21 protein-coding genes are annotated in these 26,704 nt (G+C 69.0%); 10 read left to right on the top strand and 11 right to left on the bottom strand.

From position 1 onward, the window contains the following. Genes OHA18_RS17410 through OHA18_RS17400 form a run of 3 tightly spaced genes read right to left on the bottom strand, consistent with a single transcriptional unit; the run spans position 1 to position 2,240 of the window. On the bottom strand, positions 1-747 hold the full coding sequence (locus tag OHA18_RS17410; RefSeq protein WP_329005154.1) for an SDR family NAD(P)-dependent oxidoreductase: 747 nt from the start codon (positions 745-747) through the stop codon (positions 1-3). Continuing rightward, entirely contained in the window at positions 740-1,981 is a 1,242-nt protein-coding gene (locus OHA18_RS17405; RefSeq protein ID WP_329005153.1) for an AMP-binding protein, read from the bottom strand. Before OHA18_RS17405 ends, OHA18_RS17410 begins: the two co-directional genes overlap by 8 nt. Before the next feature lie 7 nt (positions 1,982-1,988). After that, the gene (locus tag OHA18_RS17400) at positions 1,989-2,240 is read right to left on the bottom strand and encodes a phosphopantetheine-binding protein (RefSeq protein WP_329005152.1); all 252 of its coding nucleotides are present in this window, start codon (positions 2,238-2,240) and stop codon (positions 1,989-1,991) included. A gap of 195 nt (positions 2,241-2,435) precedes the next feature. On the opposite strand from OHA18_RS17400, the gene OHA18_RS17395 reads away from it, so the two are divergent. Further along, positions 2,436-4,856 carry a hypothetical protein gene (locus tag OHA18_RS17395; protein WP_329005151.1) on the top strand — a complete coding sequence of 807 codons (2,421 nt, stop codon included), beginning with the start codon at positions 2,436-2,438 and terminating at the stop codon, positions 4,854-4,856. Positions 4,857-4,859: 3 nt separating this feature from the next. Here OHA18_RS17395 and OHA18_RS17390 read toward each other — a convergent pair whose 3' ends face one another. Continuing rightward, a complete protein-coding gene (locus OHA18_RS17390; RefSeq protein WP_329005150.1) occupies positions 4,860-6,431 on the bottom strand; it encodes a glycoside hydrolase family 10 protein in 1,572 nt (523 codons plus the stop codon). 98 nt (positions 6,432-6,529) lie between these two features. Between OHA18_RS17390 and OHA18_RS17385 the strand changes: the two genes are divergently transcribed. Together OHA18_RS17385 and pseI are read left to right on the top strand one after the other, a co-directional pair. Next, complete coding sequence (locus OHA18_RS17385; protein WP_329005149.1) at positions 6,530-7,036, top strand: GNAT family N-acetyltransferase; 507 nt, start codon at positions 6,530-6,532, stop codon at positions 7,034-7,036. Beyond that, the gene (gene pseI, locus OHA18_RS17380) at positions 7,037-8,086 is read left to right on the top strand and encodes a pseudaminic acid synthase (protein WP_329005147.1); all 1,050 of its coding nucleotides are present in this window, start codon (positions 7,037-7,039) and stop codon (positions 8,084-8,086) included. Here the strand turns inward: pseI and OHA18_RS17375 are convergent. Further along, positions 8,083-8,862 carry a hypothetical protein gene (locus OHA18_RS17375; RefSeq protein ID WP_329005146.1) on the bottom strand — a complete coding sequence of 260 codons (780 nt, stop codon included), beginning with the start codon at positions 8,860-8,862 and terminating at the stop codon, positions 8,083-8,085. The genes pseI and OHA18_RS17375 overlap by 4 nt on opposite strands. 63 nt (positions 8,863-8,925) lie before the next feature. Here OHA18_RS17375 and OHA18_RS17370 point away from each other — a divergent pair, with 63 nt between their 5' ends. Then, entirely contained in the window at positions 8,926-10,416 is a 1,491-nt protein-coding gene (locus tag OHA18_RS17370; protein WP_329005145.1) for a class I SAM-dependent methyltransferase, read from the top strand. Here OHA18_RS17370 and OHA18_RS17365 read toward each other — a convergent pair. The 5 genes from OHA18_RS17365 to OHA18_RS17345 are packed head-to-tail and all read right to left on the bottom strand — an operon-like array spanning position 10,413 to position 18,166. Beyond that, positions 10,413-12,560 carry a glycosyltransferase family 2 protein gene (locus tag OHA18_RS17365; RefSeq protein WP_329005144.1) on the bottom strand — a complete coding sequence of 716 codons (2,148 nt, stop codon included), beginning with the start codon at positions 12,558-12,560 and terminating at the stop codon, positions 10,413-10,415. The two genes, OHA18_RS17370 and OHA18_RS17365, sit on opposite strands and share 4 nt — an antisense overlap. Further along, on the bottom strand, positions 12,557-14,269 hold the full coding sequence (locus tag OHA18_RS17360) for a hypothetical protein (RefSeq protein WP_329005143.1): 1,713 nt from the start codon (positions 14,267-14,269) through the stop codon (positions 12,557-12,559). The genes OHA18_RS17365 and OHA18_RS17360 overlap by 4 nt, the downstream gene beginning before the upstream one ends. Continuing rightward, the gene (locus OHA18_RS17355; RefSeq protein ID WP_329005142.1) at positions 14,262-15,086 is read right to left on the bottom strand and encodes a hypothetical protein; all 825 of its coding nucleotides are present in this window, start codon (positions 15,084-15,086) and stop codon (positions 14,262-14,264) included. The genes OHA18_RS17360 and OHA18_RS17355 overlap by 8 nt, the downstream gene beginning before the upstream one ends. Beyond that, positions 15,086-17,368: a glycosyltransferase family 2 protein gene (locus tag OHA18_RS17350; RefSeq protein ID WP_329005141.1), complete on the bottom strand. Its 2,283-nt coding sequence runs from the start codon at positions 17,366-17,368 to the stop codon at positions 15,086-15,088. The genes OHA18_RS17355 and OHA18_RS17350 overlap by 1 nt, the downstream gene beginning before the upstream one ends. A gap of 45 nt (positions 17,369-17,413) precedes the next feature. Continuing rightward, positions 17,414-18,166 (bottom strand): N-acetyltransferase, encoded by a 753-nt coding sequence (locus tag OHA18_RS17345; RefSeq protein ID WP_329005140.1) that lies wholly within the window; start codon positions 18,164-18,166, stop codon positions 17,414-17,416. 95 nt (positions 18,167-18,261) lie between these two features. On the opposite strand from OHA18_RS17345, the gene OHA18_RS17340 reads away from it, so the two are divergent. Beyond that, positions 18,262-20,490, top strand: coding sequence for a hypothetical protein (locus OHA18_RS17340; RefSeq protein ID WP_329005139.1), 2,229 nt, complete (start codon positions 18,262-18,264; stop codon positions 20,488-20,490). On the opposite strand, the gene OHA18_RS17335 is transcribed toward OHA18_RS17340, so the two are convergent. Next, on the bottom strand, positions 20,483-21,505 hold the full coding sequence (locus OHA18_RS17335; protein WP_329005138.1) for a PseG/SpsG family protein: 1,023 nt from the start codon (positions 21,503-21,505) through the stop codon (positions 20,483-20,485). The two genes, OHA18_RS17340 and OHA18_RS17335, sit on opposite strands and share 8 nt — an antisense overlap. Before the next feature lie 146 nt (positions 21,506-21,651). Between OHA18_RS17335 and pseB the strand changes: the two genes are divergently transcribed. Genes pseB through OHA18_RS17310 form a run of 5 tightly spaced genes read left to right on the top strand, consistent with a single transcriptional unit; the run spans position 21,652 to position 26,692 of the window. Next, entirely contained in the window at positions 21,652-22,635 is a 984-nt protein-coding gene (gene pseB / locus OHA18_RS17330; protein WP_329005137.1) for a UDP-N-acetylglucosamine 4,6-dehydratase (inverting), read from the top strand. Positions 22,636-22,637: 2 nt separating this feature from the next. Then, positions 22,638-23,762 (top strand): UDP-4-amino-4,6-dideoxy-N-acetyl-beta-L-altrosamine transaminase, encoded by a 1,125-nt coding sequence (gene pseC, locus OHA18_RS17325; RefSeq protein WP_329005136.1) that lies wholly within the window; start codon positions 22,638-22,640, stop codon positions 23,760-23,762. A 10-nt stretch (positions 23,763-23,772) separates the two neighbouring features. Next, positions 23,773-25,152: a class I SAM-dependent methyltransferase gene (locus tag OHA18_RS17320; RefSeq protein WP_329005135.1), complete on the top strand. Its 1,380-nt coding sequence runs from the start codon at positions 23,773-23,775 to the stop codon at positions 25,150-25,152. Then, entirely contained in the window at positions 25,152-25,967 is an 816-nt protein-coding gene (locus OHA18_RS17315) for a hypothetical protein (protein ID WP_329005134.1), read from the top strand. Before OHA18_RS17320 ends, OHA18_RS17315 begins: the two co-directional genes overlap by 1 nt. Then, a complete protein-coding gene (locus OHA18_RS17310) occupies positions 25,955-26,692 on the top strand; it encodes a glycosyltransferase family protein (RefSeq protein WP_329005133.1) in 738 nt (245 codons plus the stop codon). Before OHA18_RS17315 ends, OHA18_RS17310 begins: the two co-directional genes overlap by 13 nt. The last annotated feature ends 12 nt before the right edge of the window (positions 26,693-26,704 follow it).

Genomic DNA, 26,704 nt, shown 5'->3' with positions numbered 1-26,704 from the left:
TCAGATCGACGCGGCGCCGTCCACGACCAGCACCTGACCGTTGATGTTCGTGTTCTCCAGCAGGAGCATGCGGACGACCGGGAGCACGTCCTCCGGCTCGGTCAGGTGACCGGTCGGGGTACGGCGGACGATCTGGTCGAGCTGAGTCTGACCGAGGACCGCGGACATCTCCGAGGCGAAGAAGCCCGGAGCGACCGCGTTGGCGAGGATGCGGCCACCGAGCTCACGAGCCAGTGAGCGGGTGGCCGCGTCCATTCCGCCCTTGGTGGCCGAGTACGCGACCAGGCCGGGATAGCCGCGTTGCGCGCAGATCGAGGTGATGTTGACGATCCGGCCCTTCAGGCCCTTGGCGAGCATCCGGCGCAGGACGAACCGGGTCAGGATCAACGGCGACGTCAGGTTGGTCCGGATGATCTCGGCCAGGTGATCGGCGGAGGTGTGGACGTGCAACGAGTCCTGGCCGATCGCCGCATTGTTGACCAAGGCATCGATCGGGCCGAGCGTGACCTCGACGGCTTTGACGAAGGCCTGGCCGGCGGCCGCGTCGTTGATGTCGACAGAGCCGTAGTGCAGGTGGTCCGGATACTTCTCGCCGAGCGCCGTCAGCTCGGGCGTGACGGTCCGGGCGAACGCGGCGACCTTGAGACCGGCCGCCAGCAGGTCGGTGACGACCGCCAGGCCGAGACCGCGGGAACCACCTGACACCAGCACGACCGAGGCCGGCGGGACAAGACTGACTTCAGACATCACTCTTCAGGGTTTCCTTCTGCGGGATCTCGTCGAGGAACGTGATTCTCCGGGGTACGCCGTAGTCGGGCAGCCGGGTCGAGCACCACTGCACCAGGTCGGCGTTCGTGATCGGGCCGAGCGCGCGGTTCGGGACGATCTCGGCCACGACCATCCGGCCGACCAGTGGCGCCTTGCGCGCGAACACCCGCGCCCACGAGACACCCGGATGAGCCATCAGCACGCTGCGGACCACACCCGCCGACACCTTGGATCCGCCGACGTTGATCTCGTCGCTGTCGAGGCGGCCGACGATCAGCACGCGGTCGCCGTCGTACTCGATCCGGTCACCGGTGTGGACCGCGCCGACCAGGCCGGCGCCGTGGTGCGGCGACCGGATCACCAGCTCGCCGTCCTCGACTGTCAGCATCGGGCGCTCCGGGTCGGGCTCGCGGTCCAGCCAGGACCTGGGGAACCCGGCCTTGCCGTCGTGCACCACGATCGAGGCGCCGACCTCGGAGGACGCGTAGATCCAGGAGATCCGGGTGCTGGGGAAGATCTCCCGCAGCTGGTCGAGGATGGCCTGGTCGACCGGTTCGCCGCCGAGCGTGATCTGCTCGAGCGGCACGCCGGCCAGCGCTTCGGCGTCCCGGTAGATGGCCTGCCGCCAGAACGTCGGCGTACCCGAGGCTGCGGTGACGCCGTGTTCGGTGGCGATCGCCGGCCAGTTCTCCAGCTCGCTGGGCTCGATCACGACCAGGCCCTGGTCGGCCTGGGTCAGCGAGAGCGTGACGACCTGCCACCAGGCGTACGTGCCGGGCGAGTACGGCAGGAGCCAGGTGCGCGGTGGTTGATCGGCCGTGACGGTGGTGAGGGACTCGAGCGTGTGGCCGATGCGTTTCGGGCGGCCGGTGGAACCGGAGGTGAGCAGCCAGGCTCGGCCGGACTCCTCGACCCGCTTCAGCTTCGCCGGGGTCACTGCCCCATCGGGCAGGACGATCGCGAAGCCGGACTCGCCCAGCTCCTCGCGCATCCGCTGGTCGACGCGGGACTCGGTGGCGACCAGCAGCTCGGTGCCGTGGACCGCGTGATGCCGAAGGGCCGCGAGGGCATCGGCCCCGCTGTCGACCAGGACCGCCGCGGGCGACGGCAGCTGCGGCAACTTGTGCAGTGTCCGCCAGGTCAGGCGCTTGCCGGCGACGACCACGGTGTTGTCGTCACCGATCAGTGCGGTGGTCCGGCGGCGGCTGGTCACTGCGCCGTCACGCAGACTGGAGATGCTCGATGAAGTCCAGTACGTCGCCGACCGTAGCGATCCGGCGCAGCCCAGGGGCATCGAAGTTCAGCTCGTCGCCGAGCTCGTCCTCCACCCGGAGGGCCAGCTCGGAGAAGTCCAGCGATCGGAACCCGATCTCGCGGAGGTCCGCTGTGTCGTCGGCCGGCAATGACCGGCCCTGGGCCGTCATCACCTCACCCATCAACTCCCTGATCCGACCCCGCTGCACCGAACTCATAAACCCGAAGCCTAGCGTCCCCCTTCGGGACCGGGTCCGGGTCACCATGGCGCACCCAGGCTGTCAACCGTTTGACCATCGGACCTCCCGACGAGCCTCGAGGTCTGGGAGATTACCGAGTGTAAATGCGAAGCTCATGGTGGTAAACGGCTCACCGGCCACGAACCCGACTCGTCGGACTCATACACTTTCCCGATGATCAGACCGGGGAGGCGCCGTGCACCGGGGCGCGGCAAGCGGGCCGCGGCCTTGGCGAGCCTGCCCGTGCTGCCGCTGGCCTGGTTCGTGGCGCTGCAGGAGCATCCACCCTGGATGCCGGCGGCGTACCTCGGTTATCTCCTGGTCGTGATCGTCGTCCCGGGCACGATGTTCTGGCGCCGGCTGACCGGTGGGGTCGGGTGGTTCTCGGCGGACGTCGTCCTGGGTACTGCGTTCGGGCTGGCCGTCGAGGCGCTGGTCTACCCGATCGGGATGCTGTTCAAGATGCCGTTGGCGGCGTTGCTGATGCCGGCGCTGGCAGTCGGGATGTGGCGGGCGTTGCCGCGGCACAAGCCCGCGGAGCGGCCGACCCCATGGTGGTCGACGGCCGGCGTCATGGTCGCGGTCGGTGTCGCGGCGGCGTGGTTCGTTCGCGTCGGCTCGCAGCTCATTCCGCTCGACGGACCGCAGGCGCTGCGGCCCGACTCGGATGCGCCCCACAACCTCGCGCTGGCAGGTGAACTGACGCACCACTTCCCGCCGCGCATCCCGTACGCCGATGGCGGCTGGCTGACCAGCCACTGGGCGGCGTACGACCACATCGCGTCGGTGCACTGGATCACGAGCGCACCGCTCGACGTACTCACGCATCGGATGGTGCCGTTCGCCTGGATCCTGCTGACCGTGCTGGGCGCGGCCGCCGTCGGAATGGTGCTGACCGGTCGTGCAGTCGCCGCGCCGATCGCAGCTGGGCTCGTGGTTGCCGGTGGCGATCTGGTTGCTTGGCCATGGGCCGTTTCGGATCGAGTGTTCGCGGACGGGCCGTTCTCGCTCGGTGAGCTGACCAATCCGCCGCAGGCGTTCTCCACAGTGCTGCTGCTGCCGTTGATCGCGGTCACTGCGGTGCTGCTGCGACGTCGTACGGGAAAGACGCGGGGTGAGCTGTTCCGGCTCTTCGTCGCGGCCGGTGTGCTGATCGCCGCGCTGGCGTTGACGAAAGCGACCGCACTGCCTGTGTATGCGACCGGGCTGGCGGTTGCGTGGATCTATCTGACGGTGCGGGCGGGGCGGCTCAACCTGCGTGCTCTGGTGCTGGGCGTCGGGGTCGCGGCGGCGTACGCGTTGACGTTCTTCTTCGTACTGCGTGGCGCCGTGTCGAGTGTGCGGTTCGATCCGGGGGCGACGTTCGACAGCCTGGCGGACCGGATGGGTGGTGGCGGGTCTGCCGTTCCGGTGATCGCCGCGGTCGTGCTGGTCGGCTGGGTCATGCCGGTCGTCGGCGCGTTGCTGATCAAGCGGCGGGATCCGATGGTGGTCTTCCTGGTGGCTGGGTTCGCGTCTGCGGTGGTGGGTGCGTCGCTGTTGGCCGATCGCGGTGACACGCAGCTGTTCTTCGTGCGGACCGGGTTCGTTTTCGGGGTGCTGCTGGCGACCTGGGGGCTTGGGTCGTTGGAGCGGCGGCAGTACTGGATTGCCGCTGTCGCGCTCGCGATCGGCGTCGCAGCGATCTACTGGGGTCGCTACCGCTCGCCCAGCTCGTGCACTTCGGGGAGCTGCTTCGGTCAAGGGCTGGTTGTTGCGCTGGTGGTCGCGGCGATCGGCATCGGCGTGTTCGGGCTCGTGTTGCGCGGCTCCCGGCGTACCTGGGCTGTCATCGCGGTGGCGGTGCTGGTGGGTACGACGGTGTCGCCGACGGTGGCGTCCGTGCGCAAGTTCGCCAGCCCGCCGCTGACGTCGTACGAGTCGATCGCACCGGGCGGGATCGAGGCGGCCCGCTTCATCCGCCGGAACTCCGGGTCGGACGACCGGATCGCCACCAACGTGCACTGCCACCAGGCGCGGGCGTCGCACTGCCTGACCGGGTCCTACTGGATCGCCGGGTACGCCGAGCGACGCGTGCTCGTCGAGGGCTGGTCGTACCAGGCCCGCGCCGACGACACCTACCCGGATGCGGTCCAGGGCCCGTACTGGGACCAGGACGAACTGCAGCTGAACGACGAGGTCTTCACCAACCCCACCCGCCAGCTGATCGAGACCCTACGCACGAAGTACGACGTCCAGTGGCTGCTGCTCGACGACCGAGTCAGCGCACCCCCGCGGAACCTGGACAAACTCACCGAACTCAGATTCCAGCTGGGCAGTGTCCACGTCTACCAGATCTACCCGCCACCTCCCGAGAACCCGTTCCCCACCAGAACGCCGTCTCCAACAGGCAACCCCACGCAAACGCCAAGCTTCCCCACCGGCACACCGAGCTTCCCGACTGGCACGACTGGCACGCCTGGCACCCAACCCCCAGGCCAGACCCAGCCGACCCAGCCCTTCCCGACCGGCACCTTCCCCACCCAGTCCCCAACCTTCCCCACCGGCCCAGTCCCGACGCAGCTAACCACCACGCCGGGCGTCAAGAGCCCGTAGGACTCAGCGGAGCGTGATCGTCGGGATGGGGAGGCTTTGGTTGGCTAGGCGGTCCAGGGCTGTGACTGTGTAGAGGTAGGGCTTGCCGGGGGTTGCTGTGGGGTCGGTGTAGGACTGGGCGGGGCCGGTGGAGCGGACTGTGGCGATCAGGTTGCGGGCGTCGTTGTCGGGGCAGTGGTCGGCGCCGAGGAGGTCGCGGCGGTAGATCGCGTACGACGTGGTGTCCTTCGACGTCCGGGACCACTTGAGCTGTACGCCGTCTGCCGTGCGGCTGGCGTGGACCGCGTGCGCGGGGAGCGGCGGGCGGGAGTCGAGTGCGGGCATCGCGGGGATCAGCGCCGGCTTCGTGTACCAGGTGTTGTTGAGCAGGGTGGTCGCACCGAGGCGGTCCGCGCGGACGTCCTTGGCGGAGAAGTAGATGTTCCCCTTCACCTCAGGGATCGCGCTGTCGAACGCCAGGTGGTCGCTCAGCTCGGCCGGGTCGGACCAGTCCGGCGACTGTGTCGACGTACCGACCTTGTACGTCGCTTCGCCGATGTAGAGGTGGACGTGCGTACCGCGTACCTGGTCCGCCCACCACGGGACGATCTTGTTGTAGTCGGCCGCCGCGAACCCACCGGCCCAGTAGACCTGCGGGACGATGTAGTCGATCCACTCCTCGCGGACCCACTTGCGGGTGTCCGCCGCGAGGTCGTCGTACGTCTGCACGCCGGCCGTGGTGTCGGTGCCCTCCGGGTCGGTCGCCTTGTTCCGCCAGACCGCGAACGGCGAGATGCCGAACTTGATCCACGGCTTGATCGCGTGCATCTTCTGGCTCAGCTCGTGGATGAGCAGGTCGATGTTGTTCCGCCGCCAGTCCTGCAGGTTGGAGAAGCCGGCGCCGTACTGCGCGAACGTCGCGGCGTCGTCGAACGTCTGGCCGGCCACCGGGTACGGGTAGAAGTAGTCGTCGAAGTGCACACCGTCGATGTCGTAGCGCGAGACGGCGTCCATGATCGCGTCCTCGACCAGCTTGCGGGCGGCCGGGATGCCGGGGTTGTAGTACAGCTTCCCGCCGTACGAGACGACCCAGTCCGGGTGCTGGCGCGCGGGGTGTGACGGGATGAGCGCGTTGATGTCGGTGCCCATCGACAGCCGGTACGGGTTGAACCACGCGTGCAGCTCGAGGTTCCGCTTGTGCGCCTCGGCGACCGCGAACGCCAGCGGGTCGTAGCCGGGGTCGCCGCCCTGCGTGCCGGTCAGGTACTGCGACCAGGGCTCGACCTTGGACGGCCAGAACGCGTCCGCGGTCGGGCGGACCTGCAGGACGACTGCATTGTGGTGCTGCCGGACCGCGTCGTCGAGCCAGCCGATCAGCTCGGCCTGCTGCTGCGCGGCGCTCAGACCGGTCTTCGACGGCCAGTCGATGTTCACCACCGAGGAGATCCAGCTCGCCCGGAACTGCCGCAACGGCGTGTTCGCGCTGGGCGCGCACGTCTGCCGGTCGACCGGCGCGGCAGCCGCCGTACTGGTCAGTCCGCCCATCAGCAGGCCCGCTGTTACGCCCAGAACACCCATGGCTCGCCAGACTCTCATGTCACTCTCCGACCGTCGTTCAACGTGAAGTCGAAAGATGTTTACACATCCACCCGCTTGAAGAACAGCGCTCGCTGCGATGGCGCTAGGTTAGGTGCATGCTGCGCACTGCGACCGACGCCGATGTCGACACCGTCCGGCGGCTGCGGAACCAGCAGGCGAACCGCGACGTGAGCATCACCTCGCACGAGATCTCGGCGGACGAGCACGCAACGTGGTGGGCGAAGACCTCGGTCGACCCCACCCGCCGGGTCCTGATCTACGAACGGGGCGGCGAGACCGCGGGCGTCGTGAACTTCTTCGACCTCGACGGGCCGTCCGGGGCCTGGGGATTCTTCCTGGACGCGGACGGGCTGGCCGAGCGCGGCGAGACGCTGCCCGCGTGGATCGAGGTGATGCGCGAGGCCACGGCGTACGCGTTCGACGAGCTCGGCCTCGACGTACTCACCGGCGAGGTGCTCGAGCACAACGCGGTGGTCCGGCAGATGAACCGCCGCTTCCGGTTCGCCGAAGGTCCGCCGGAGGTCCGGTACGCCGACGGCCGCGAGCTCACCGTGATTCCGATCAGCCTGCGCAAGCAGGACCGTAGAACCCAGGGGAAATAGATGACCACGATCGAGATCGGCGGCGTGCAGGTCGGACCCGACCACCAGCCGTTCGTGATCGCCGAGATGTCCGGGAACCACAACGGCGACCTCGACCGGGCGCTCGACATCGTCCGCGCGGTCGCGGAGTCCGGTGCCCAGGCGCTCAAGCTGCAGACGTACACCGCGGACACGATGACGCTCGACCTCGACCTGCCGGCGTTCCGGCTGCCGGTGGAGCACGAACTGTGGAGCGAAGCGCGGTTGTACGACCTGTACGAGGAGGCGCACACGCCGTGGGCCTGGCACGAGCCGATCTTCGAGCTGGCGACGTCGCTCGGGCTGGTCGCGTTCTCGTCCGCGTTCGACCAGACCGCGATCGACTTCCTGGAGAAGCTGAACGTCCCGGCGTACAAGGTCGCGTCGAACGAGATCGGTGACCTGCCGCTGGTCCGCGGCATGGCCGAGACCGGGAAGCCGATCATCATCTCCACCGGCTCCGCGACCCTCACCGACATCGACGCCGCGGTGCGGGCCGCGCGGTCGACCGGGAACGAACAGATCATCGTGCTGTCGTGTACGGCGAGCTACCCGGCCCCGCCGGAGCAGTCCAACCTGCGCGGGATCCCGGTCCTGCGGGACGCGCTCGGCGTACAGGTCGGCCTGTCCGACCACACGATGGGCATCGGCGCCGCCGTGGCCGCTGTCGCGCTCGGAGCGACCGTAATCGAGAAGCACGTCACGCTGAAGCGCGTCGACGGCGGGGTCGACTCGGCATTCTCACTGGAGCCGTGGGAGCTGGAGCTGCTCGTCGAGAGCACTCGTGTTGCTCAGCTGTCTCTGGGCAAACCGGTCATCGGCCCCAAACAAGCCGAAGAGAACGTCCTGCGCTTCCGCCGCTCCCTCTTCGTCACCCGCGACGTCCAACCCGGCGACCCCATCACCGCCGAGAACGTCCGCTCCATCCGCCCCGCCGGCGGCCTCGCCCCCGACGTGTTCAAGCAGGTAGAAGGCCGCCCCTTCCGCACCGCCACCAAAGCCGGCACCCCCCTGACGTGGGACCTGCTCTAGCTCATCGGGGTCAGGGACTTGAGGCCGTCTCGGGTCTTTGCAGCGAAAGCGAGGAAGGCGGGTTCGGGGTTGATGAAGGCGTCCAGGCGGATCAGCACGACGTACGTCGGGGTGCGGTACTGGAGGGTGCGCTCGGTGTAGGTCTGGGGGCCGACCGGGTAGGTGCGGACGATGTAGCGGGCACGGACGCCGAAGCCTGGTAGGGGGCGCTCGACCACCGAGGCGCGCTCTTTGCCGTCGATGAGGATGTGGGCGCACTCGGGCGGCGGCGGCCGGCGCTGGTCGAGGAGTCGGTCGCCGAGCGCGCCGGCCAGCTCGGTGATGCTGGCGCTCACGAACGGCCGCTCGTTGCCGATCCCCTGGCCGAGGCGGGCGGTCGCCACGGCCGAGGGTGTGGTCGGCGCGATGAAGTCGCCGGGCACACCGGGGACGCCCAGGTAGCGGATCACGTCCCGGCAGATCGCCGGCTCGACCTTCCAGACGGCCATCGGGTCCGGCCGCCGGGTCACGTCGGACCCCGGCGGGTAGATGTAGTTCGACTTCTCGAGCTTGTGCGTCCCGTACGTCGACGGAAGCGCCAGCTGTAGATCGTTGACGCTGTACCGGAATGTCGCCGGCGTCGGGGTGGACGTGGCCCGCGGGACCGTGGTGAACACCGAAGGCGCCGTGGCGGCCGGGGTCGCGGGAGGTGCGGTGTGATCGGTTGGCCGATCGGGCGTCGTGCAGCCGCCGAGTGCCAGCGCCAGACAGCCGGCCACAGGTGCCCACCGGATCATTGCGGTCCCTCCCCCTGGGATCATGTTCTGTCTGATGCATGGTACGCAGGGAAGGTTCGGGACTTGACCGAGTACTTGTTGTTTCCGGGGCGGCATCATGTGCTGACCCGGTTTCAGGCGGAGTTTCTGCGGGCGTTCGCGGACCGGACCGTGGTGTGGGCGGTGACGTCGGCGAATCATCGGACGACGAAGCGCAATCCGGTCGGGTTCGATCGGCGCGAGGCGGCGATCGAGCGGTTCAGTGTCGCCACCGGGATCCGGTCGTTGGTGGTCGGCGTGGTGGACACCCCGCCGACGGACGACTTCGCCGAGGTGACGGTGAAGGCGATCGAGGCCGGGACCGATGACCTTGTCCGATTGACCCCGGCGAACACGGTGGTCGCCTGCTCGACGCCGGAGGTGAGCAAGCTGTACGAACAGCTCGGGTACACCGTGATCGGGGTCGAGCCTGAAGGCGTCGCGCGCCCGTGGGACGTTCTGCTGATGATTGCCGCGGGCAATGATCAGTGGAAGGAACTGGCGCACCCGGCGACCGTGGACGTCTTCGAGCGGTACGCCTTGGACGCGCACGTCGCGCGGTGCGTGAACGACCCGGTGGTCGGCGACGACGGCGGGCTCACCACGACCCGCGACTACAAGACGTATGCCGACGCGTTCGAAACGGCCGCGGACCGGAAATGGCAACAGATCAAGGGTTTTGTCCGCCCCGGCCGGATTCTCGACATCGGTTGCGCCACCGGCGCGACGCTGCAATTGATCGACGCCGATCCACGCTTTCACGAGTCGGATCTGATCGGTGTCGAGGTCGCCCGGCATTTGTACGCCGAATGCGTGCACAAGAAAGAGCAGGGCCATTTCACCAACCCGAACGTGTACTTCTACCAGCGCAACATGCTCGGCTCGGCCGTGTTCCCAGCGCGATCGATCGACACCACGCTGACCCTCGCACTCACCCACGAGATCTGGTCGTACGCCGACGGTTCGCGCTCCGGCACCGTCCAGCGATTCGCCGACGCGCTCTTCGCGCACACGGCGCCACATGGCGTGTGGATCAACTCCGACGTCTGCGGTCCCGACGAGCCCGACCGTCCCGTCGTGCTGCGGCTGGACGACAGCGACGGCGAGAACCCGGCCGACGTCACGGAGCTCGAGACGCTCGACGACCCGGCAGCGTACATCACCAGACTGTCCACGCGGGCGCGGTTCTTCCAGTTCGCCCACGACTTCCGGCGGAACGCGAAGGTCCCGTTCGAGTACGACGTACGCCACGATGGACTCGTACTCCGGCTGGCCGACGCGATGGACTTCCTCACCCGGAAGGACTACGTCGACAACTGGCTGAGCGAGACCCACGAACAGTTCTGCGGCCTGAACTTCGCCGGCTGGTCCGCGGTCGCCGAACGCGCCGGCTTCACCATCGACCCCGCATCGAACGCCTGGCGCAACGATTGGGTGATCGACAACCGCATCGCCCCGGTCGCATCGATCACATCCTCCAACGGCGACCCCGTCGACTGGCCGGTCACCCACCAACTACTCGTGGCGCGGCGCTAAGTCACCTCGAGGTGAAGGGTGCCAGCCAGGGGGCGTACGGCGAAGGTGTGGCGAGCGCGCGTGATCGTCAACGGCAGTCGGCTGGACAGGAACGGCTCGCACTGGACCGCGTGCGACGTACCGTCCGGCGCGGTGGCGAAGAGGATCCACTCCGCCGGTTCCAAGGAGGCCATCTCCACGACAGCCGCCCAGCCGTCGTCGGAGACGGTACGCCGGCACGCGACGTCGACGTGGTCGTCGGAGTCGGGCAGATACCGGCGCCAGCTGAACTCGACGTCACTCCAGTCGGGGCCCCGTACAACCAACATGTTGCCAGCGGCAACGGCAGCAGTGGCGGTCATCCGGATCGGGGACTCGTGCAGGTTCACGTAGCCACCGGTCGACCGGGTCAGCATCACCACGCGACCGCCCTCGGCGTGTGAGACCAGCCGGTCGCCCGCCGTCCACAACAGCACCTGCTCACGGCCGTCCGGTCCACGCATCCGGAACGCCCGGGTCGTCCGCTGGCTGAACGGATCGTCCGGATTGACCTCCTCGAGCATCGGCCGGATCGGCAACCGAGCGGTGAAGTCGCGACCGTGAACCTCCAGCGGCAGCTCCTCCTCGCCACCCGACAGCGGCCGGCTGACGAACAGCGACGGCTCGTCGAACGCCGACCGCCCGTGCAGCACCAACGCATCGGGCGTCTGCTCGACCGAGGTCAGCCGGCACGGATCCGACAAGCGCCGTACGGCGAAGGCCCCGTCCTTGCCCGGACCCGGTTGAACCCAGCTCGTCCCGTCGATCCACATCCCCGGCGGCCATCCCGGACTGCCCGCCTTCTGCCCACGCAGCAGGTCCCGCCGACGGATCCCACCGACGCGCATCCGTACGTCGAAGTGCGACGGACCTGCCGGGCAGTTGGCGAGCAGCTCCCGGCTGACGCGGACCTCGAACCCGACGAGGCTGTCCTCGCCGCGGAGGTCGGTCGCCGGAAACCGCCGTACCGGAAGGCGATAGTGCCTGCCGGCGATCACCAGACCGATCCGGAGAGTCGACGGCTTGGACTGGAGGTGGCGGATCTCGGCAGTGCCCCGAATCGACAGGTCGCCGTCGATCCAGGTCACTTCGCGGATACTCGTCGCCAGCGTGAGATCGGTCTTGTCGAGCGGCAGCAGCTCCTCGGCCGCGCCCGGGTCGAGGACGACCGCGCGCAGCAGCTCCACGTCGCCGGTACGGAGCGCCTCGAACTGGAGCTGAGCGACGCGCGGCGCCGTCTCGAGTACGGCGTCGTCCAGCCGGCCCAGGAGTTCGGTCGTGAGCTCGACGAGGTGCTGCTCTTCCACCGGCGGGACCGTACCGAAGGCCGACAGGACCGCGTGCAGGTCGATCTGGCGGAAGTGTGCGTGCACCCGGTGCCGGATCTCCGGCAGCGCGTCCTCGACCTCGTCCAGCACCAGGCCGGCCGAGACGACACGGTCGCGGAGGTTCGCGAGCTGGAACTTCTGCTGCGTGATCGAGTCACCCGACTCACGCTCGCGCCAGAAGTACACCGGCGCCGCGATCGTGTCGACAGTCACCGCGTCGAGGTGCGCCTTGAGGGTGACCGGGTAGTCCTCGTACCGGATCGCCGGGAAGCGGTGCGCGTACTCGTCCCAGAACGACCGGCGGTAGACCTTGTTCCACACCATCCGGTCGAGCACGAGCTGCGGCGTCTCGGAGATGTGCGTGGCCAGCCGGTCCTCGGTGAACGTCTGCGCGTGCAGCCACGACGGCCGTACGCCGTAACCGTTGTTGAACCGCCGTGCGTTGCCGGCAGCGAAGTCCGAACCGGTCCGGTCGAGCGCCTTGATCAGCAGCCCGAACCCGTGCCGGGTGACCAGGTCGTCGCTGTCGACGAACGTGATGTACTCCCCGGTCGCGTGCTCCACGCCGGTGTTGCGCGCCGGACCGAGTCCGGCGTTGTCCTGCTCGACGATCCGGAACCGCGGGTCGCGGGCGCACATCTCCTTAGCGATCACGGCGCTGTCGTCCGGCGATCCGTCGTCGACCAGGATCGCCTCGAAGTCGCGCCAGGTCTGCCGCGCGATCGAGTCGAGGCAGTCGCCGATGTACGCGCCGACGTTGTAGAACGGCACCACCACGCTCAGACGCGGTGCGGTCATCGCTTCCGGATCCGGCGGGCGAGCTTGCGGGCGACGGTCTTCGGCTTGCGCACCTGGGCGGCGTGGAAGATCACCCGCGAGACGGCGTACGTGCGGGAGCCGCGGATCCGATCGTGCGCCGTGGTCAGCTTCTGCAGCTGGCCGCGGAGCTCGCGGATGCGGTTCTCGCGCGTCTTCATCGCCTTGTTGCGGAAGCCGAGCGTGCGCTCGAGGCCGTAGACGTGACCCTTGAGCTCGAACAGCTCCTGCTGGGCTTCCTCAGCCGCTGCCAGGGTTGTGCGTACGTCGACGGTGCCGGCGCGGGTTTCGAGTACGACGTCGAGCGCCGCCGCGAGGTCCTTGCCGCGAGCAACTTGTTGGGCGGTCGCCGCTACGGTGTCCGGTGAGGTCGCCTGGAGTTGTTCGGGCGGCTCGATCCCGGACATCCCGAGCCACGCGGATACCAGGTCGTCACCGAGCATCCACGGCGGCCAGGGGTGCCGGCGGTGCTGCCCGAGCAGACGGTCGTGGAACCGGACCCAGGCAGCTGCGAGCAGATCGTCCTTCTCCACACGCTCCTGGGCCACCCACGGCGACACCCCGTACGCGAAGGATTCGCCGTCGAAGACGATGTCGTCCCAACGGACGATCACGCGGGAGTCGGTCACCCACTCCCCGAGGTCGGCAGCCAGCTTCCGGAAGGCAGGCACGTCCTCGGCGGCAGCAAGCCGGAACAGCACCGTCTCGACCGAGACACCCGAGGGGACGGTGGTGGGGACAACCGAGGGATCGAAGGAGAGTGGCCCGTCGGGAGCGGACGAGGGTGCGGCGGCTGGGCCGATGGTGCTTGTGGTGTCCCAGCCGGTGAGGTTCTGGTCGGCGGTGAGGACCGCTTGGGCGGTCTGCGCGTAGACGTCGTGCGTGGCGCCGGCTCCGGCGATTGCCAGCCAGCCGGTGGGGATCGAGCCCAGGAGACCGGCTCGGGCGGCCGAGTCGACTCCTTCGGCGGCGGGTGACAGGAGCGGCGCGTCGTCGGACTCCAGAGCGGCAACTGCCAGGCGGGTGGGGAGTTCGCCGGGGCGGGAGGCGGCGGCTACGTCGGCGCGAATGAAGGTGCGGGAGGCGAAGTCGGCGTACACCTCCGCTCGCCACGGCAGGGCGGCTTTCAGTTGGTCGACGGAGACCGGGCGGGTGGGATCGTCGTGGAGCGGGCGCCACTCGTCGTCGCCGTGGCGTTCGTCCGCGGGTCGGCTGTCCAGCAGGTTCAGCAGGGAGAACTCGTTCTCGACAGCCAGTACGACGACCGCGTCCGGTGCGGCGAGGTGAGACAGCGCGGCGAGCCGCTCGGTCCAGGACAGGTCGGCGCTGTCGTACCCGAGCACCCGGTCGAGACCATCCGTCGCGATGATCACGTCGTACGGCTCGCCCTGCAGCCCGTCCAGCGCGCCGGCGATCACCTGCAGGCACGGGCCGAAGTCCTCGCCCAGTTGCTGCGCGTCCGCGACCGAGCGGACCAGGATCGTCACGTCGGCGGAGTGCGCCAGCACGGACTCGATCTGCTGCGGTGCGTGCGGTCCGAGGATCAGCGTCCGCCGGTTGGCCGGGACGACATCGGTCAGCAACGCCGCGAGCGCCGGCCGCGCCGTCGTGTGATCGGTCCACGGCTGCATCTCGCCCCGGACCACCTGCAGCTCAGAGGGCGCAGGGTCCCCAGATGCCCTCTTAGACACGGTCTCTCCAATCGAACAGGGTTCGCAGTTCTGCGGGCGGCATCATCCAGGGCTTGCCGAGCTCGAGGTCGGTGGTGGCGCGCGCGGCCTCGGGGTCGATCGACTTGCCGAGCATCTCGGGCCACAGCCGTTCGATCCGGCTCTGCCCACCGAACAACGGGTTCTCGCCTTCCATCTCCATCGGGTCGCCGTACACCGCCGGTTCGCAACCGGCCGCGACGCCGTAGAAGATCGCGGTCGACAGCCGGTTGGCCGCGACCCGCTTGTGCTTGCGCAGTTCGGCGAGCTGCTTGAACAGGAACCGCCGGTCGGTCCCCTCGTACGAGAACCCGCGCCGCCCGAACGACACCACCCGGAACCCGGCGTCCTCGTAGAACCCGCGCACCTCGGGCCGGTCGTACTCCGTGTAGTACAGGCTGAACGTCACCGGGCCGGGCTCGGTCTCGCGGATCTCGTCGATCAGCCGCCGGTGGTCGCCGTGGATCTTGCCGCCCTCCCACCCGTGGAACAGGAACCAGAGCGTGCCCTCGCGCTCGACGGGCTCCTCCTTCTCCGGCTCGAGCTCCATCAGGTAAAGGAACGGCGCACCGATGCTGTGGTAGTTCCGCCGGCCGAGCGCGTGCCCGCGACGGCGCGGCGCATCGCTCCAGGTGAACCGCCAGGCGCCGTCGTAGAACTCGTGCACCGGGTTCCAGCCGCAGCCGATGTTCCAGCCGTGCTGCAGGTACCCCCGCAGCCGCGGCGGGTGATCGAAGTCGAACCCGGCGTACCGCGACAGGATGTGCGTCTGACCGTAGTAATGGTTGTGATGATGCATCAGCGCACCTCGACGTGCAGAGTGCCGGCATGGGGTCGGACGGCGAGCGCGTGCGTCCCGTGTGTAATTGCCAGCGGCAACTGGCTGCACAGGAAGGGCTCGCACTGTACGGCGCGCGCCGTACCGTCTGGGGAGGTCGCGAACAAGATCCAGTCGGCCAACGAGGCCAGCGGGTCGACCGAGACCTTCACCGCGGTCACCGGGATCAACGAGTCCAACTCGACCGCAGCCGACCAGCCATCGGCACCCGCGGTACGACGGCAGGGGACGTCCAGGTGGTCGTCGGAGTCGGCCAGGTACCGCCGCCAGCTGAAGGTGACGTCGCCGTCCTCCGCGCCGCGAACGACCAACATGTCGCCGTCAGCAACGGCTTGGGTCGCGGTCGTCCGGATCGGCGACTCGTGCAGGTTCACATATCCGCCGGTCGAGCGGGTCAACGTGACGACTCGATCGTCCACGACCTGCGAGACGGCCGAGTCGCCCGCCGTCCACAGCAGCACGCGCTGCTGCCGGTCCGGACCGTGCACCCGGAACACACGGGTCGTCCGCTGACCGAAGGGATCGTCGTGGTTCGCCGCCGCGAGGATGTCCCGGATCGGCAGCCGGGCGGTGAAATCACGCCCGTCGACCTCCAGCGGAACCTCTTCCTCACCACCGACGACGGGCCGGCTGAGGTGCAGCTCCGGCTCGTCGAACGACGCCCGGCCGTGCAGCACCAGCTCGTCGGCCGTCGTCTCGACCGCGGTCAACCGGCACGGGTCCGTCAGCCGCCGCAACGAGAACCAGCCGTACTTGCCCGGACCGGGCTGGATCCAGTTCGTCTCGTCGATCCACGCCCCCGGCGCCCACCCAGGGCTCCCCGGTCCTTGACCACCGAGCATGCCCTTCCGGTCCCGCCGCCCCGAACGCATCCGCACCTCGAAGTGCGCGGGTGCACCCGTGCATCGACCGAGCAGCTCCCGATCCAGCAGTACCTCGAATCCGACGAGCGACTTGTCCCCGTGCAGGTCCAGGGCGGCGTACCGGCGTACCTCGAGGGGATGTGACGTGTCGTCGACGACCAGCGCGACCTGGAGGTCCGACGACCGGTCGGTCTCCAGGTGGCGGATCTCCGCGGTGCCCCTGACCGACAGCTTGCCGTCGACCCAGACGACCTCGCGCACGCTCGTGGCGAGGGTCAGGTCCTGCTCGCGCAGTCCGTACAGCGCCCGCGGCACGACGGACTCGCCCTGACCCGGGTAGTTGTAGTCGAGCTGCCGCGACCGCTTGCCGCGCGGAACGGCCCGGGCGCCGCCGCGAAGCCCGCCGGAGTTGCGGAAGACCGCGAGCCGGCGGAGCAGGTCGACGTCACCGGCACGGAGGGCCGCGTGCTGGATCCGGTCGTACCTGTGAGTGGCCGCGAGTACGTCGTCGTCGAGCCGGTCGACCAGCTCGCGGGACAGGTCGACCAGGTGCTGCTCCTCCTCGACCGGGACGGTGCCGAACGCGGACATCAGCGTCAGTACATCGATCTGCGCCAGGTGCGCGTGCGTGCGCAGGCGGACCACCGGTACAGCGTCCTCGACCAGGTCGATCACCATCCCGGCCGAGGTGACCCGGTCCCGGATGTTGCCGAGCTGGAACTTCTGCTGGGTGATCGACTCGCCGGACTCCCGCTCGCGCCAGTAGTAGACGGCCTGCGTGATCGTGTCGACCGTGACCGCGTCCAGGTGCGCCTTGAGCGCGACCGGGTAGTCCTCGTACCGGATCGGGGGGAACGTGTAGCCGTACTCGGTCCAGAACGACCGGCGGTAGACCTTGTTCCAGAGCATCCGGTCCAGGACCAGGTCGGGGAACTCCGTCACGTGCGTGGCGTGCCGGACCCGGGCGAACGGCTGTTTGTGCAGCCACGAGGGCCGGACGCCGAAGCTGTTGTTGAACCGCCGGGCGTTGCCGCCGGCGAAGTCTGAACCGGTTCGGTCCAGGGTCCGGACCAGGGCCGCGAACCCGTACCGCGACACCAGGTCGTCACCGTCGACGAACGCCAGGTACTCACCGGTCGCCTCGCTGATCCCTCGATCGCGGGCGGGACCGGGACCGGCGTTGTCCTGCTGGATCAACCGGAACCGCGGGTCCCGGGCGCAGAACTCCTTGGCGACGACAGCGCTGTCGTCGGGGGAACCGTCGTCGACCAGGATCGCCTCGAAGTCGGTCCAGGCCTGCCGGGCGATCGAATCCAGGCAGTCGCCGAGGTACTCGCCGACGCCGTAGAAGGGCACCACCACGCTCAGCCGCGGCGTCACTCCGGTGTTTCCTCCCTCGACAGCGGTACGTGGGCCCCCAGGGCACTACGTAGCGGCAACGAGGTGAACGGTCACGAGGTTATGCACGGGTTCGAACCCGTAACGGGCCCAGATGCGCTGGATGCCGGTTTGGTGGCCTTGCGTCGAGACGACCAGCCGCCGGGACGTGCAGGCGTCCTCGATCGCGGCCAGCAGGTGACCGTACCGTCCGCGGCCCTGCTCGGCCGGTACGACGCCGGCCAACTGGATCTCGGTCCACGAGCGCTGCTGGTCGATCGCCGCCAGCGCGAGCACCCGCCGGTCCGGACCACGCAGTACGACGGCGCCTGCGTCGGCGATCCGCCGCCGGGCCCACTCCTGCCGGCCGGCCAGGGCCAGCGTGCGATCGAAGACCGGATTGGAGCAGTAGTGGTTGCCGGAGTCGCCGAAGACGTCCGCGACCAGGTCGTCCAGTAGTTCCTCGTCGGCCAACGGCTCGAGCTGCGCGCTGAATCCGGCCAGCGGCGCGGGCCGCCGGCCTTTGCCGGTCGGCAACGACCAGTAGACGACGGTGTCGGCGAGCAGCGCCTGCCGCGGGCCGTCGGACAGGGCGGCGAACCAAGTGGTCTCGCGGGCCGGGTAGCGCAGTACGACGACGTCGGCGGTCGACCGCTCGACGGCGCCCAGCACCTCGGCGAGCGGCGTACCGGCGGAAGCGGAGACAGACATCCGGTCGATCGAGACGCCGAATCGCTTCGCCGCGTCAACGGACGGCCGGATGGTCAATTCACCGGCCTCGAGCGCGTCGTACCAACTCATAGGGCGTCGAGCTTAAGGCATCCCGGTGGCCGCGTGGTGACCACCCGTGAATCGCCGGGCACGCTCCGGGACGGATTTCACATTAGTGTTACGACATGCGCGCGAGAGCGAGGCGGCGGGGGCCGCGTACTGCGGGGCCTTCCCTTTCCGGTCTGGTCGCCGGGCTCGCCGTCGTGCTGCTGGCGGTCGTCCTGCTCGCGCTGCATGCGACGTTCTTCGAGCTCGTCCGGTTCGTGCTGTTCACCGGGGTCGCGGTCACGCTGCCCGGGTTCGCGCTGTGGCGGCTGGTCGGCGGGTACAGGCGCAACCTCGTCGAGGACCTGTCCGCGGGGTTCGCGGTCGGGACGGCCGGGCAGGTTCTGGTCTACCTGGCCAGTGCGTCGATCGGTCTGCAGGCGTGGTCATGGGTGTGGGCGCCGGTCGTGCTGGTGGTCGCGTTCGTGGACAGCGACGCTCGGGCGCGGGTCTGGCGGCGGGTCGAGCGGCCGTTGCGCCCGCTGCAGGCCTGGTTGCTCGCGGCGTCGACCGCGGTCGTGCTGCTGATCGTGTACCGGCGCGGTCCGGGTCAGTTCCTCCCGGCGTACACCGATCCGCTGCGCGCCTACCCCGATCTGGCCTTCCAGCAGGCGCTGGCCGCGAGCGCGAAGTACGACGTACCGATCGCGACGTTGTGGCTCGGCGGGGAGCCGATGAAGTACCACACGTTCTTCCACCAGGCGACGGCCGCGACGCAGTGGGGGACGCGGATCGACCTGACCGATCTGATCCACTCGCTGACCTGGCTGCCGCTGTTCCTGGCCGGCTGCGGGATGGTGTTCGCGCTGACCACCCGGCTGGCGCCGACCGCGGAGTCGGGCGCCACCTGGGCCGGACCGCTCGCCGTGTTCATCGCCGGCCTCGGTGGTGCCGTGCAGCCGTTGGCCGGGACCGGGCTCGGCGGGATCTCGACCGCCGTAGCGGCGTACCTGAGTCCGACACAGAACCTCGGGGTCTTGATCGCGCTGGCCCTCTGCGTGGTGGCGGTGGACCTCTTGCGATCCAACGGCCGGCCGCGGAGCCGGTGGGTGTTGCTGGTGCTGCTCGCGCTGGTCGCGGCCGGGGCGAAGTCGACGATCCTGCCGCTGGTGGGGGCCGGGTTCGCCTTCGCGTTCCTGCAGCTGGGGCTGGCGAAACGGAATACCCGGCCCGCGTTCCTCGGCGGGCTGCTGTCGCTGGTGGTGTTCGTGGCGGCGTTGATCACGATCTTCGGCGGCAGTACCTGGGGGACGGAGATCAAGCCGTTCGAGACGTTCGTCCAGCTGGCGCCGTACCCGATGCTGACGTCGAACCCGCATGCGCAATTGTTGTCAGGGGCAACGACTCTGCTCAGCTGGACGCTGGCCGCGTCCGGGTTGTTCTTCCTCGGCCGGAGGTGGCGGGACACCGGAGCGGTATTCCTGGCCGGCGTTGTGGTCGCCGGGTTGCTGGGGACGTTGCTGACGACACAGTCGGGAGTAAGCCAGCTCTACTTCCTGCGTACGGCGTTCCCTGTTGCCGCCGTACTCGCGGCCGTCGGGCTGGCGAATCTGGTCGGGCGACTCGGCGATCGGCGGGCCGTGGTGCTCGTGGGTGCGTCCGGGCTGCTCGGTCTGGTGGCGATGGCGATCGCTCGGTCGCAGTCCGCCGACCTGCGCGGCATCAAGGGACCGTGGATGTGGACGGTCGCCGCCGTGCTGGCGGTCGCGGTGCTGGTGGCGGTTGTCTGGAAGTTGGCGCGGCGGCCAGGCAACTTCTTCGTCGCGTTGCTCGGTGGTGCGGTGGCGGCGTGCATGATCGGCGCGGCGCTGGTGCCGCTGCAGGCGTTCGTGTCGGACAAGGCGTCGAATCTGGTCTTCGCGCATCCGTTCCGCGGCGGTGCGACGGCAGCGGAGGCAGGCGCCGCGCAGTGGCTCCAGCGGAACAGCACACCCGGCGATCTGGTCGCGACCAACGCGCACTGCATCATCCAACGCAACGGCCTCTGCGACAGCCGGCACTTCTGGCTGGCCGCCCTGTCCGAGCGGCCCGTCCTCATCGAGGGCTGGTCGTACTCCAACCAGGCCAACCGGATCGCCCTCACCACCGGCGACAACCCGAGCCTGATCCCGTACTGGGACAGCAGCGAGCTGGCCGCCAACGACGCCGCCTTCAAGTCGCCGACCCCTGCCTCGATCGAGCGGCTACGCCAGGCCGGCGTTCGCTGGCTGTACGCCGACAACCGCGCCGGCGGCGTATCCCCCGCGCTCCGCAACTACGTCCGCCTCCGCCACGCCACCCTGGACGCGACGATCTACGAGCTCAGATGAGCTGAAGAAGGGCGTCAGCCACTCGCTCGCGCCCTCTGCCGTCGACCAACGCCCACCCTGCGCTCGCCAACCGGCCTCGCTCAGCCGGGTCGGTGAGCAGCCGCTTGAGCGTCGGGATCACCGAGGAGTCGTTGGATTTCAGCTCGCTGAGCACGCCGAGTCCGGCCGCCGCACCGGTGCCGACAGCACGCTCGTACCCCATGACCTGGTTGTCGACCACACACACGAGACCGGTCGTGGCCCCGAGACAGAGCAGTTCCCAGGTCGACGTACCCGACGCACTGATGGTCAGGTCGGCGCCACGGACCTCGGCAGCCAGCTGATTGGTCGGACCGATGATCTGGAGGTGCTGGTGCGGTTGCAGCTCGACGGCGGCGAGCTGTGCGGCGAGTTCGGGACCGGGCGCGACCACGGTGGCCTCGAACGGCAGACCGGTCGCCGCTAGCGCGCGGGCGACATACGGGCCGGCGCCGAAGGCATCTGTGCCACCGAAGAACGCGAACACCTTCGGTACTGCGGTCGGCCGCGCTGTCGGTGGCTCGGCGGGACGGTGGTCGAGGATCTCGTCGCGGATCATCACGTACGGCAGGCCCGCCAGCCGGACCGAGTCCTGCGGCAGCATCGGCTCGTCGAGCTCGGCAGCGAGGTTCTGGTCGACCAGCACGTCCGCCTCGGCGCCACGGAAGTCACCGTCGACGATCGCCAGCGTGGAAAAACCGGCCGCGCGGACAGCCGGGTAGACGGACGGATCCAGGTCGTAGGAGTCGAAGACGACCGCGTCGAGATCGAGCCGCTCGAAGACCTCGACGTGCTCGGCGGGCGTCCGGACGGCAGGCTGTACGTCGATTCCGCGCGCCGCGACCTGGTCGGCGGCCCACGGCACGGTGTGCGCGTCGCAGACGAAGACCAGTTCGACGCCGCGGCGGCGTACCTCCTCGGCGAGCGCCAGGCAACGCATCACGTGCCCGATGCCCCGAGCGGGCCCCACATCACATCGCACCCCGACACGCTTCACGTCCCAGACCGTATCGGCTGGCGAACGTTTGATCACATGATGCTGAGACGGTGGATTGAGGACACAGCTCATGGGGCAGCTATTGTTTCGAAGTCCGTACCGCGTGTGTGCGGTTCGGAACTGTCCGTCAGAAGGGTCCCGCTCGCGTGTCAATCCTCACCGGCTCAGACATCCTCGTCACCGGCGGCACCGGGTCGTTCGGCCGGACCTTCGTCCGGCACGCGCTGGACCAGCTGAATCCGCGCCGCATCATCGTCTTCAGCCGCGACGAGCTGAAGCAGTGGGAGGTCCGCCAGCTGTTCGGCGACGACCCGCGGCTGCGGTTCTTCCTCGGCGACGTGCGGGACCGGTCGCGGTTGCTGCGGGCGATGCACCGGGTCGACTACGTCGTCCACGCCGCCGCGCTGAAGCAGGTGGACAGCGGCGAGTACAACCCGTGGGAGTTCGTCCAGACCAACGTGATCGGCTCGCAGAACGTGATCGAGGCGGCCATCGACTGCGGCGTGAAGCGGGTCGTCGCGCTGTCCACCGACAAGGCATCCAGCCCGATCAACCTGTACGGCGCGACCAAGCTGACCGCGGACAAACTGTTCATCAACGGCAACCACTACGCGGCGGCGTACGAGACCCGCTTCAGCGTGGTGCGGTACGGCAACGTGATGGGCAGCCGCGGCTCGATCATCCCGAAGTTCCGCGCGCTGCACGCGGCCGGGCAGTCGCTGCCGATCACCGACCTGCGCTGCACCCGGTTCCTGATCACGCTGCCGGAGGCGGTCGAGTTCGTGGTCGACTCGTTCGACCTGATGACCGGCGGCGAGCTGTACGTGCCGCGGATCCCGTCGATGAAGGTGACCGACCTCGCCGAGGCGATCGCGCCCGGCGCGACCATGCACGACGTCGGTCTGCGCCCGGGCGAGAAGCTGCACGAGGAGATGATCAGCCCGGAGGAAGGCCGCCGCGCGCTGTCCCTCGGCAACCGCTTCGTGCTGCAGCCCGACCTCGCCACCTGGGGCTACCAGCCGCCCGCCGACGGCCGGCCGGTCGCGGGCGACTTCCACTACGCCTCCGACACGAACGACCAGTGGTACTCGATCGAGGAGATCCGCAAGATCCTCGAGAGCGACGACTGACCGTGCTTCCGTACGGACGCCAGTCGATCTCGGAGGAGGACATCGCGGCGGTCACCGCGGTACTGCGGGGTGACTGGCTCACGACGGGACCGGCGGTCACTGCCTTCGAGCAGGCGGTGTCGGAGCTGGCCGGTGGACATCGCGCGGTGAGCTGTACTTCGGGCACGGCGGCACTGCACATCGCGTACGCCGCTCTGGGCGTCGGACCGGGCGACGAAGTCATCACCACCCCGATGACCTTCGTGGCCACCGCGTCCTGCGCCGCGATGCTCGGCGCCAAGATCGTTTTCGCCGACATCGACTACGACACCGGCCTGATCGACCCGCAGGCTGTCGAAGCTGCCCTCACCGAGCAGTCCAGGGTCATCGCCGCAGTCGACTATGCCGGCCAATCCGCCGACTACACCGCGCTGCAATCGTTGGCAGACCGGGTCGGTGCACGAACGCTCGCCGACGCCGCCCACTCGGTCGGGGGCTCGGCTGACGGCCGACCCATCGGCGACCTCGCTGACGTCACCACCATGTCGTTCTTCCCGACCAAGAACCTCACCACGGGCGAGGGCGGCGCGGTCATCTGCAAGGACCCCGCGGTTGCGCAGCACGCCCACGAGTTCCATTTCATCGGCCTGGTCCGCGACTCGTCCCGCTTCGAGCTCACCGAAGAAGGCCCCTGGCACCAAGAGGTCCACGAGTACGGCGTGAACTACCGCCTCACCGATCTCGGCGCAGCGCTCGGGCTCTCCCAGCTGCGGCGGCTCGCGGAGTTCAAGCGCCGCCGTACCGAGATCACTGCGCGCTACAACGAGGCCTTCGCCGGGGTGGATGGTCTGCGGACGCCGGTGCAGCGGGCCGGGGTCGATCCGATGTGGCACCTGTACCCGATCCGCATCCTCGACGGGCGGCGGCGCGAGATCTTCGAGCGGATGCGCGCCGCGGGGATCGGCGTACAGGTCAACTACATCCCGGTCTACTGGCACCCGGTCTTCGCCCACCAGGGGCACCAACGCGGCCTCTGCCCGAACGCCGAGCGCTACTACGCCGAAGAACTGTCCCTCCCCCTCTTCCCGGACCTCACCGACAGCGACGTCGACCGGGTGATCGAGACCCTTTTGACCCTGGTTGGTTAACGTGATTGATGTGACCCGGTCGACCCTGATCGGCGGCGAGATGCTCAACTGGTCGGATCTGCACCCGGGCGATGCCCGTCCTGCGGTTGCCGGACCCGCAGCGACAGCACTCCTGGCCGCCGTCCTTCAGCCTGACGACAGCGTTCTGATGGCCGGCCCGCACGCCGGCCAGCTGATCACGGCTGCCGTCGCGCAGGTCACGTCGGTCGATCTCCTGCTCCGCTCGGCGCCCGACGCGGAAGAGCTCGCCGAGTTGCTGGACGACGCCAAGGGGCAGGTCTTCTGCGGCTCGGTCGATCGTTGGGTAGTGGATGAAACGTACGACGTCATCGTCGCGTTGGACGGGTTGGAACGGTTGGGCGGACCCGATACGGCGAACTTCCCGTGGGCACAGGCGCTGGATCGGCTACGGGCGCGGCTGCGGCCGGGCGGGCGGCTGCTCCTCGGTGCCACGAACTCCTTCGGATTCGAGCGACTGATTCAGCCGGACATCGCCGCGGCACTCCCGCGCGACGAGGACTGGGCCCGGGACGTCGCGGACCGCGCTCCGGCGGGCCTCAAGCCCCTCCTCTCTGCGCTCGGCACCGCCGACCTGCAGACCTTTGCTGTCTTCCCGTCGCTGGTGCAGGCGGACCTCGCGGTCACCTCGGTCGAGGGGTTCGCGGCCGTCGTCGCCGGGCGGGCTGTTGCCTCGCGCAACGATGGACCGGTGTTGATGGACCCGTACCGCGCGGTGCTCGATGCGGCCACGGCCGGCCTCGGGTTCGAACTGGCGCCCGCCTGGTACTTCGTGATCGGCGGCGCCGCGCCCGACGTACTGCCTGAGGCTGCTGTCCCCGGTGGCGAAGGTGTCTTGCTCGAGGAGCACCTGCTGACAGCCATGCGATGTGATGACCAGGCCGAGCTTCGGCGAGTGATCCCCGGGTATGTGGCGTGGCTCGGGAGCGGGGGCAACGGCTCACCGGACAACGTGATTCTGGACGGGACGTCGTACCGGCTGTTCGGGGAGCCGCAGGAGCTGGATGTCGTCCAGCACCTGGCCCGCTTCGCGAAACGAGCCCTCGAAAGTGGCTCGCGGCAACCATGGCCCGCGGCGGCCGATCCGCACGCGTTGACCGTGCGGCTGGCCGCGATGGCCGGCATCACCGTGCCCGAGCAGGAGTACACGCCGGACGAGGTGATCCGTCCGCGCGGCAGCGCCGAGCAGCTGGCAACCGTTGCCCGGCTCGCCGACGAGCTGGCGCACGCGAGCGCCCGCGCGATCCTGTTCGAAGGGACCGTCAGCGGCATCCGCCGTTCGCTCCCGTACCGCGTCGGCCACGCCGTCCTGAACCCGGCCCGCGTGATCCGCCGCCGCCTGAAGCGAGTGCTGCGGAAGGTACGGCGCTGATGCACCACGCCAACCACTTCTACGGGCACGCCAACATCATGGCGGCGTACGCCGGACTCTCGAAGCCGCCGCGGATCTGGGGCTACCTGCAGCACGGCTGGAACATCCTCGACGGGTTCGCGCACGGCACGAACTTCGCGCCGGGGATGCCGAAGTTCGTCTGGTCCGACAGCGTCCGCCGTCGCGGCCACGCGCTGGGCCTGCGCAACTACTCGGTGATCGGCTCGGTCTGGCTGTACCTGCTCAAGGTGCACCCCGAGCTGGCTGCCCCGGCGAAGCGTGCCAAGGGCACCATCTTCTACCCGTTCCACGGCTGGGAGGGCCAGCACGTGCTCGGCGACCACGGCCGCATCGTTGCCTCGATCAACGAGCACGAGACCGGGCCGGTCACCGTCTGCCTGTACTGGAACGAGTACGAGAAGCCCGCGATCCGCAACGTCTACAAGGACGCCGGGTTCCGGGTCATCACCCACGGCTACCGCGGCCTGCATTGGCGCCGTACCAACGCCAAGTTCCTGGTCAACCAGCTCCGCGAGCTCCGCAGGCACCAGCGCGTTGCGTCGAACCGGCTCAGCTCCGCCGTTCTGTACGGCGCCTCGCTCGGCCTGCAGCCCGGGGTCTACGGTGATCCCATGGTGCTGGAGAACGAGCACCCGTCGTTCGGCGGCCAGGCGCGGATCAAACGGCTGTGGCCGGAGCTGGACCAGCCGTTCGTCCCGCCGGCGGTCGCTCGTGAGTTCACCGACACGGAGCTGGGCGTCGACCATGTCGCCGGTCCGGCCGAGATCCGGGAGATGTTCCGATGGAACAGCTGAAGATTGGCATCGTCACCCAGGTCCGGGTGACCAGCACGCGGCTGCCGGCCAAGGTGCTGCTGGCTGTCGCCGGCCGTTCGTACCTCGAGCACCACCTCGACCGGCTCGGTCGCACCGGGCTGCCGGTGATCGTCGCGACCACCACAAACGTCCACGACGACCTGGTGGTGCAGGTGTGCGAGGAGGACGGCATCCCGGTGTTCCGCGGCAGCGAGGACGACGTCCTCAGCCGGTTCGCCGGCGCCGCCCGGGAGCACGAGCTCGACGCGATCGTCCGGGTGACCTCGGACTGCCCGTTGATCGACCCGGAGATCGTTGCCGCGGGCGTCGATCGGTGGCGGACCGAGAACGACCTCGATCTGTACATCTCGAACTGCCTGGAGCGGACGTACCCGCGCGGGATGGACTTCGAGATCTTCTCCACCGCCCGGCTGTACGACGCGGAGGCGAAGGCCACGCTCACGGCGGACCGCGAGCACGTGACGCCGTACCTGCATCAGAACCGGTCCGGCGAGATGCGGTTGCTGAACCTCCCGTGGTCCGGCGGCGGAGCGGAGTACCGGCTCACTCTGGACACCGCGGACGACTGGAAGTTGCTCGACGCCCTGATCGAGGACTTCGACGCGCCCCGGCTCGGCTGCGCGGAACTGGTCGCGATCCTGGACTCACACCCGGAGCTGGCCACGCTCAACGCACACATCGAGCAGAAGAAGCTCGGCGAGTGACCGCACGCAAGC

Origin of the sequence: Kribbella sp. NBC_00709, from assembly GCF_036226565.1 — a bacterium.
Classification (GTDB): Bacteria; Actinomycetota; Actinomycetes; order Propionibacteriales; family Kribbellaceae; genus Kribbella.
Note: the sequence above shows the minus strand (reverse complement) of the source record. Positions and strands in the feature narration are given on the sequence as shown.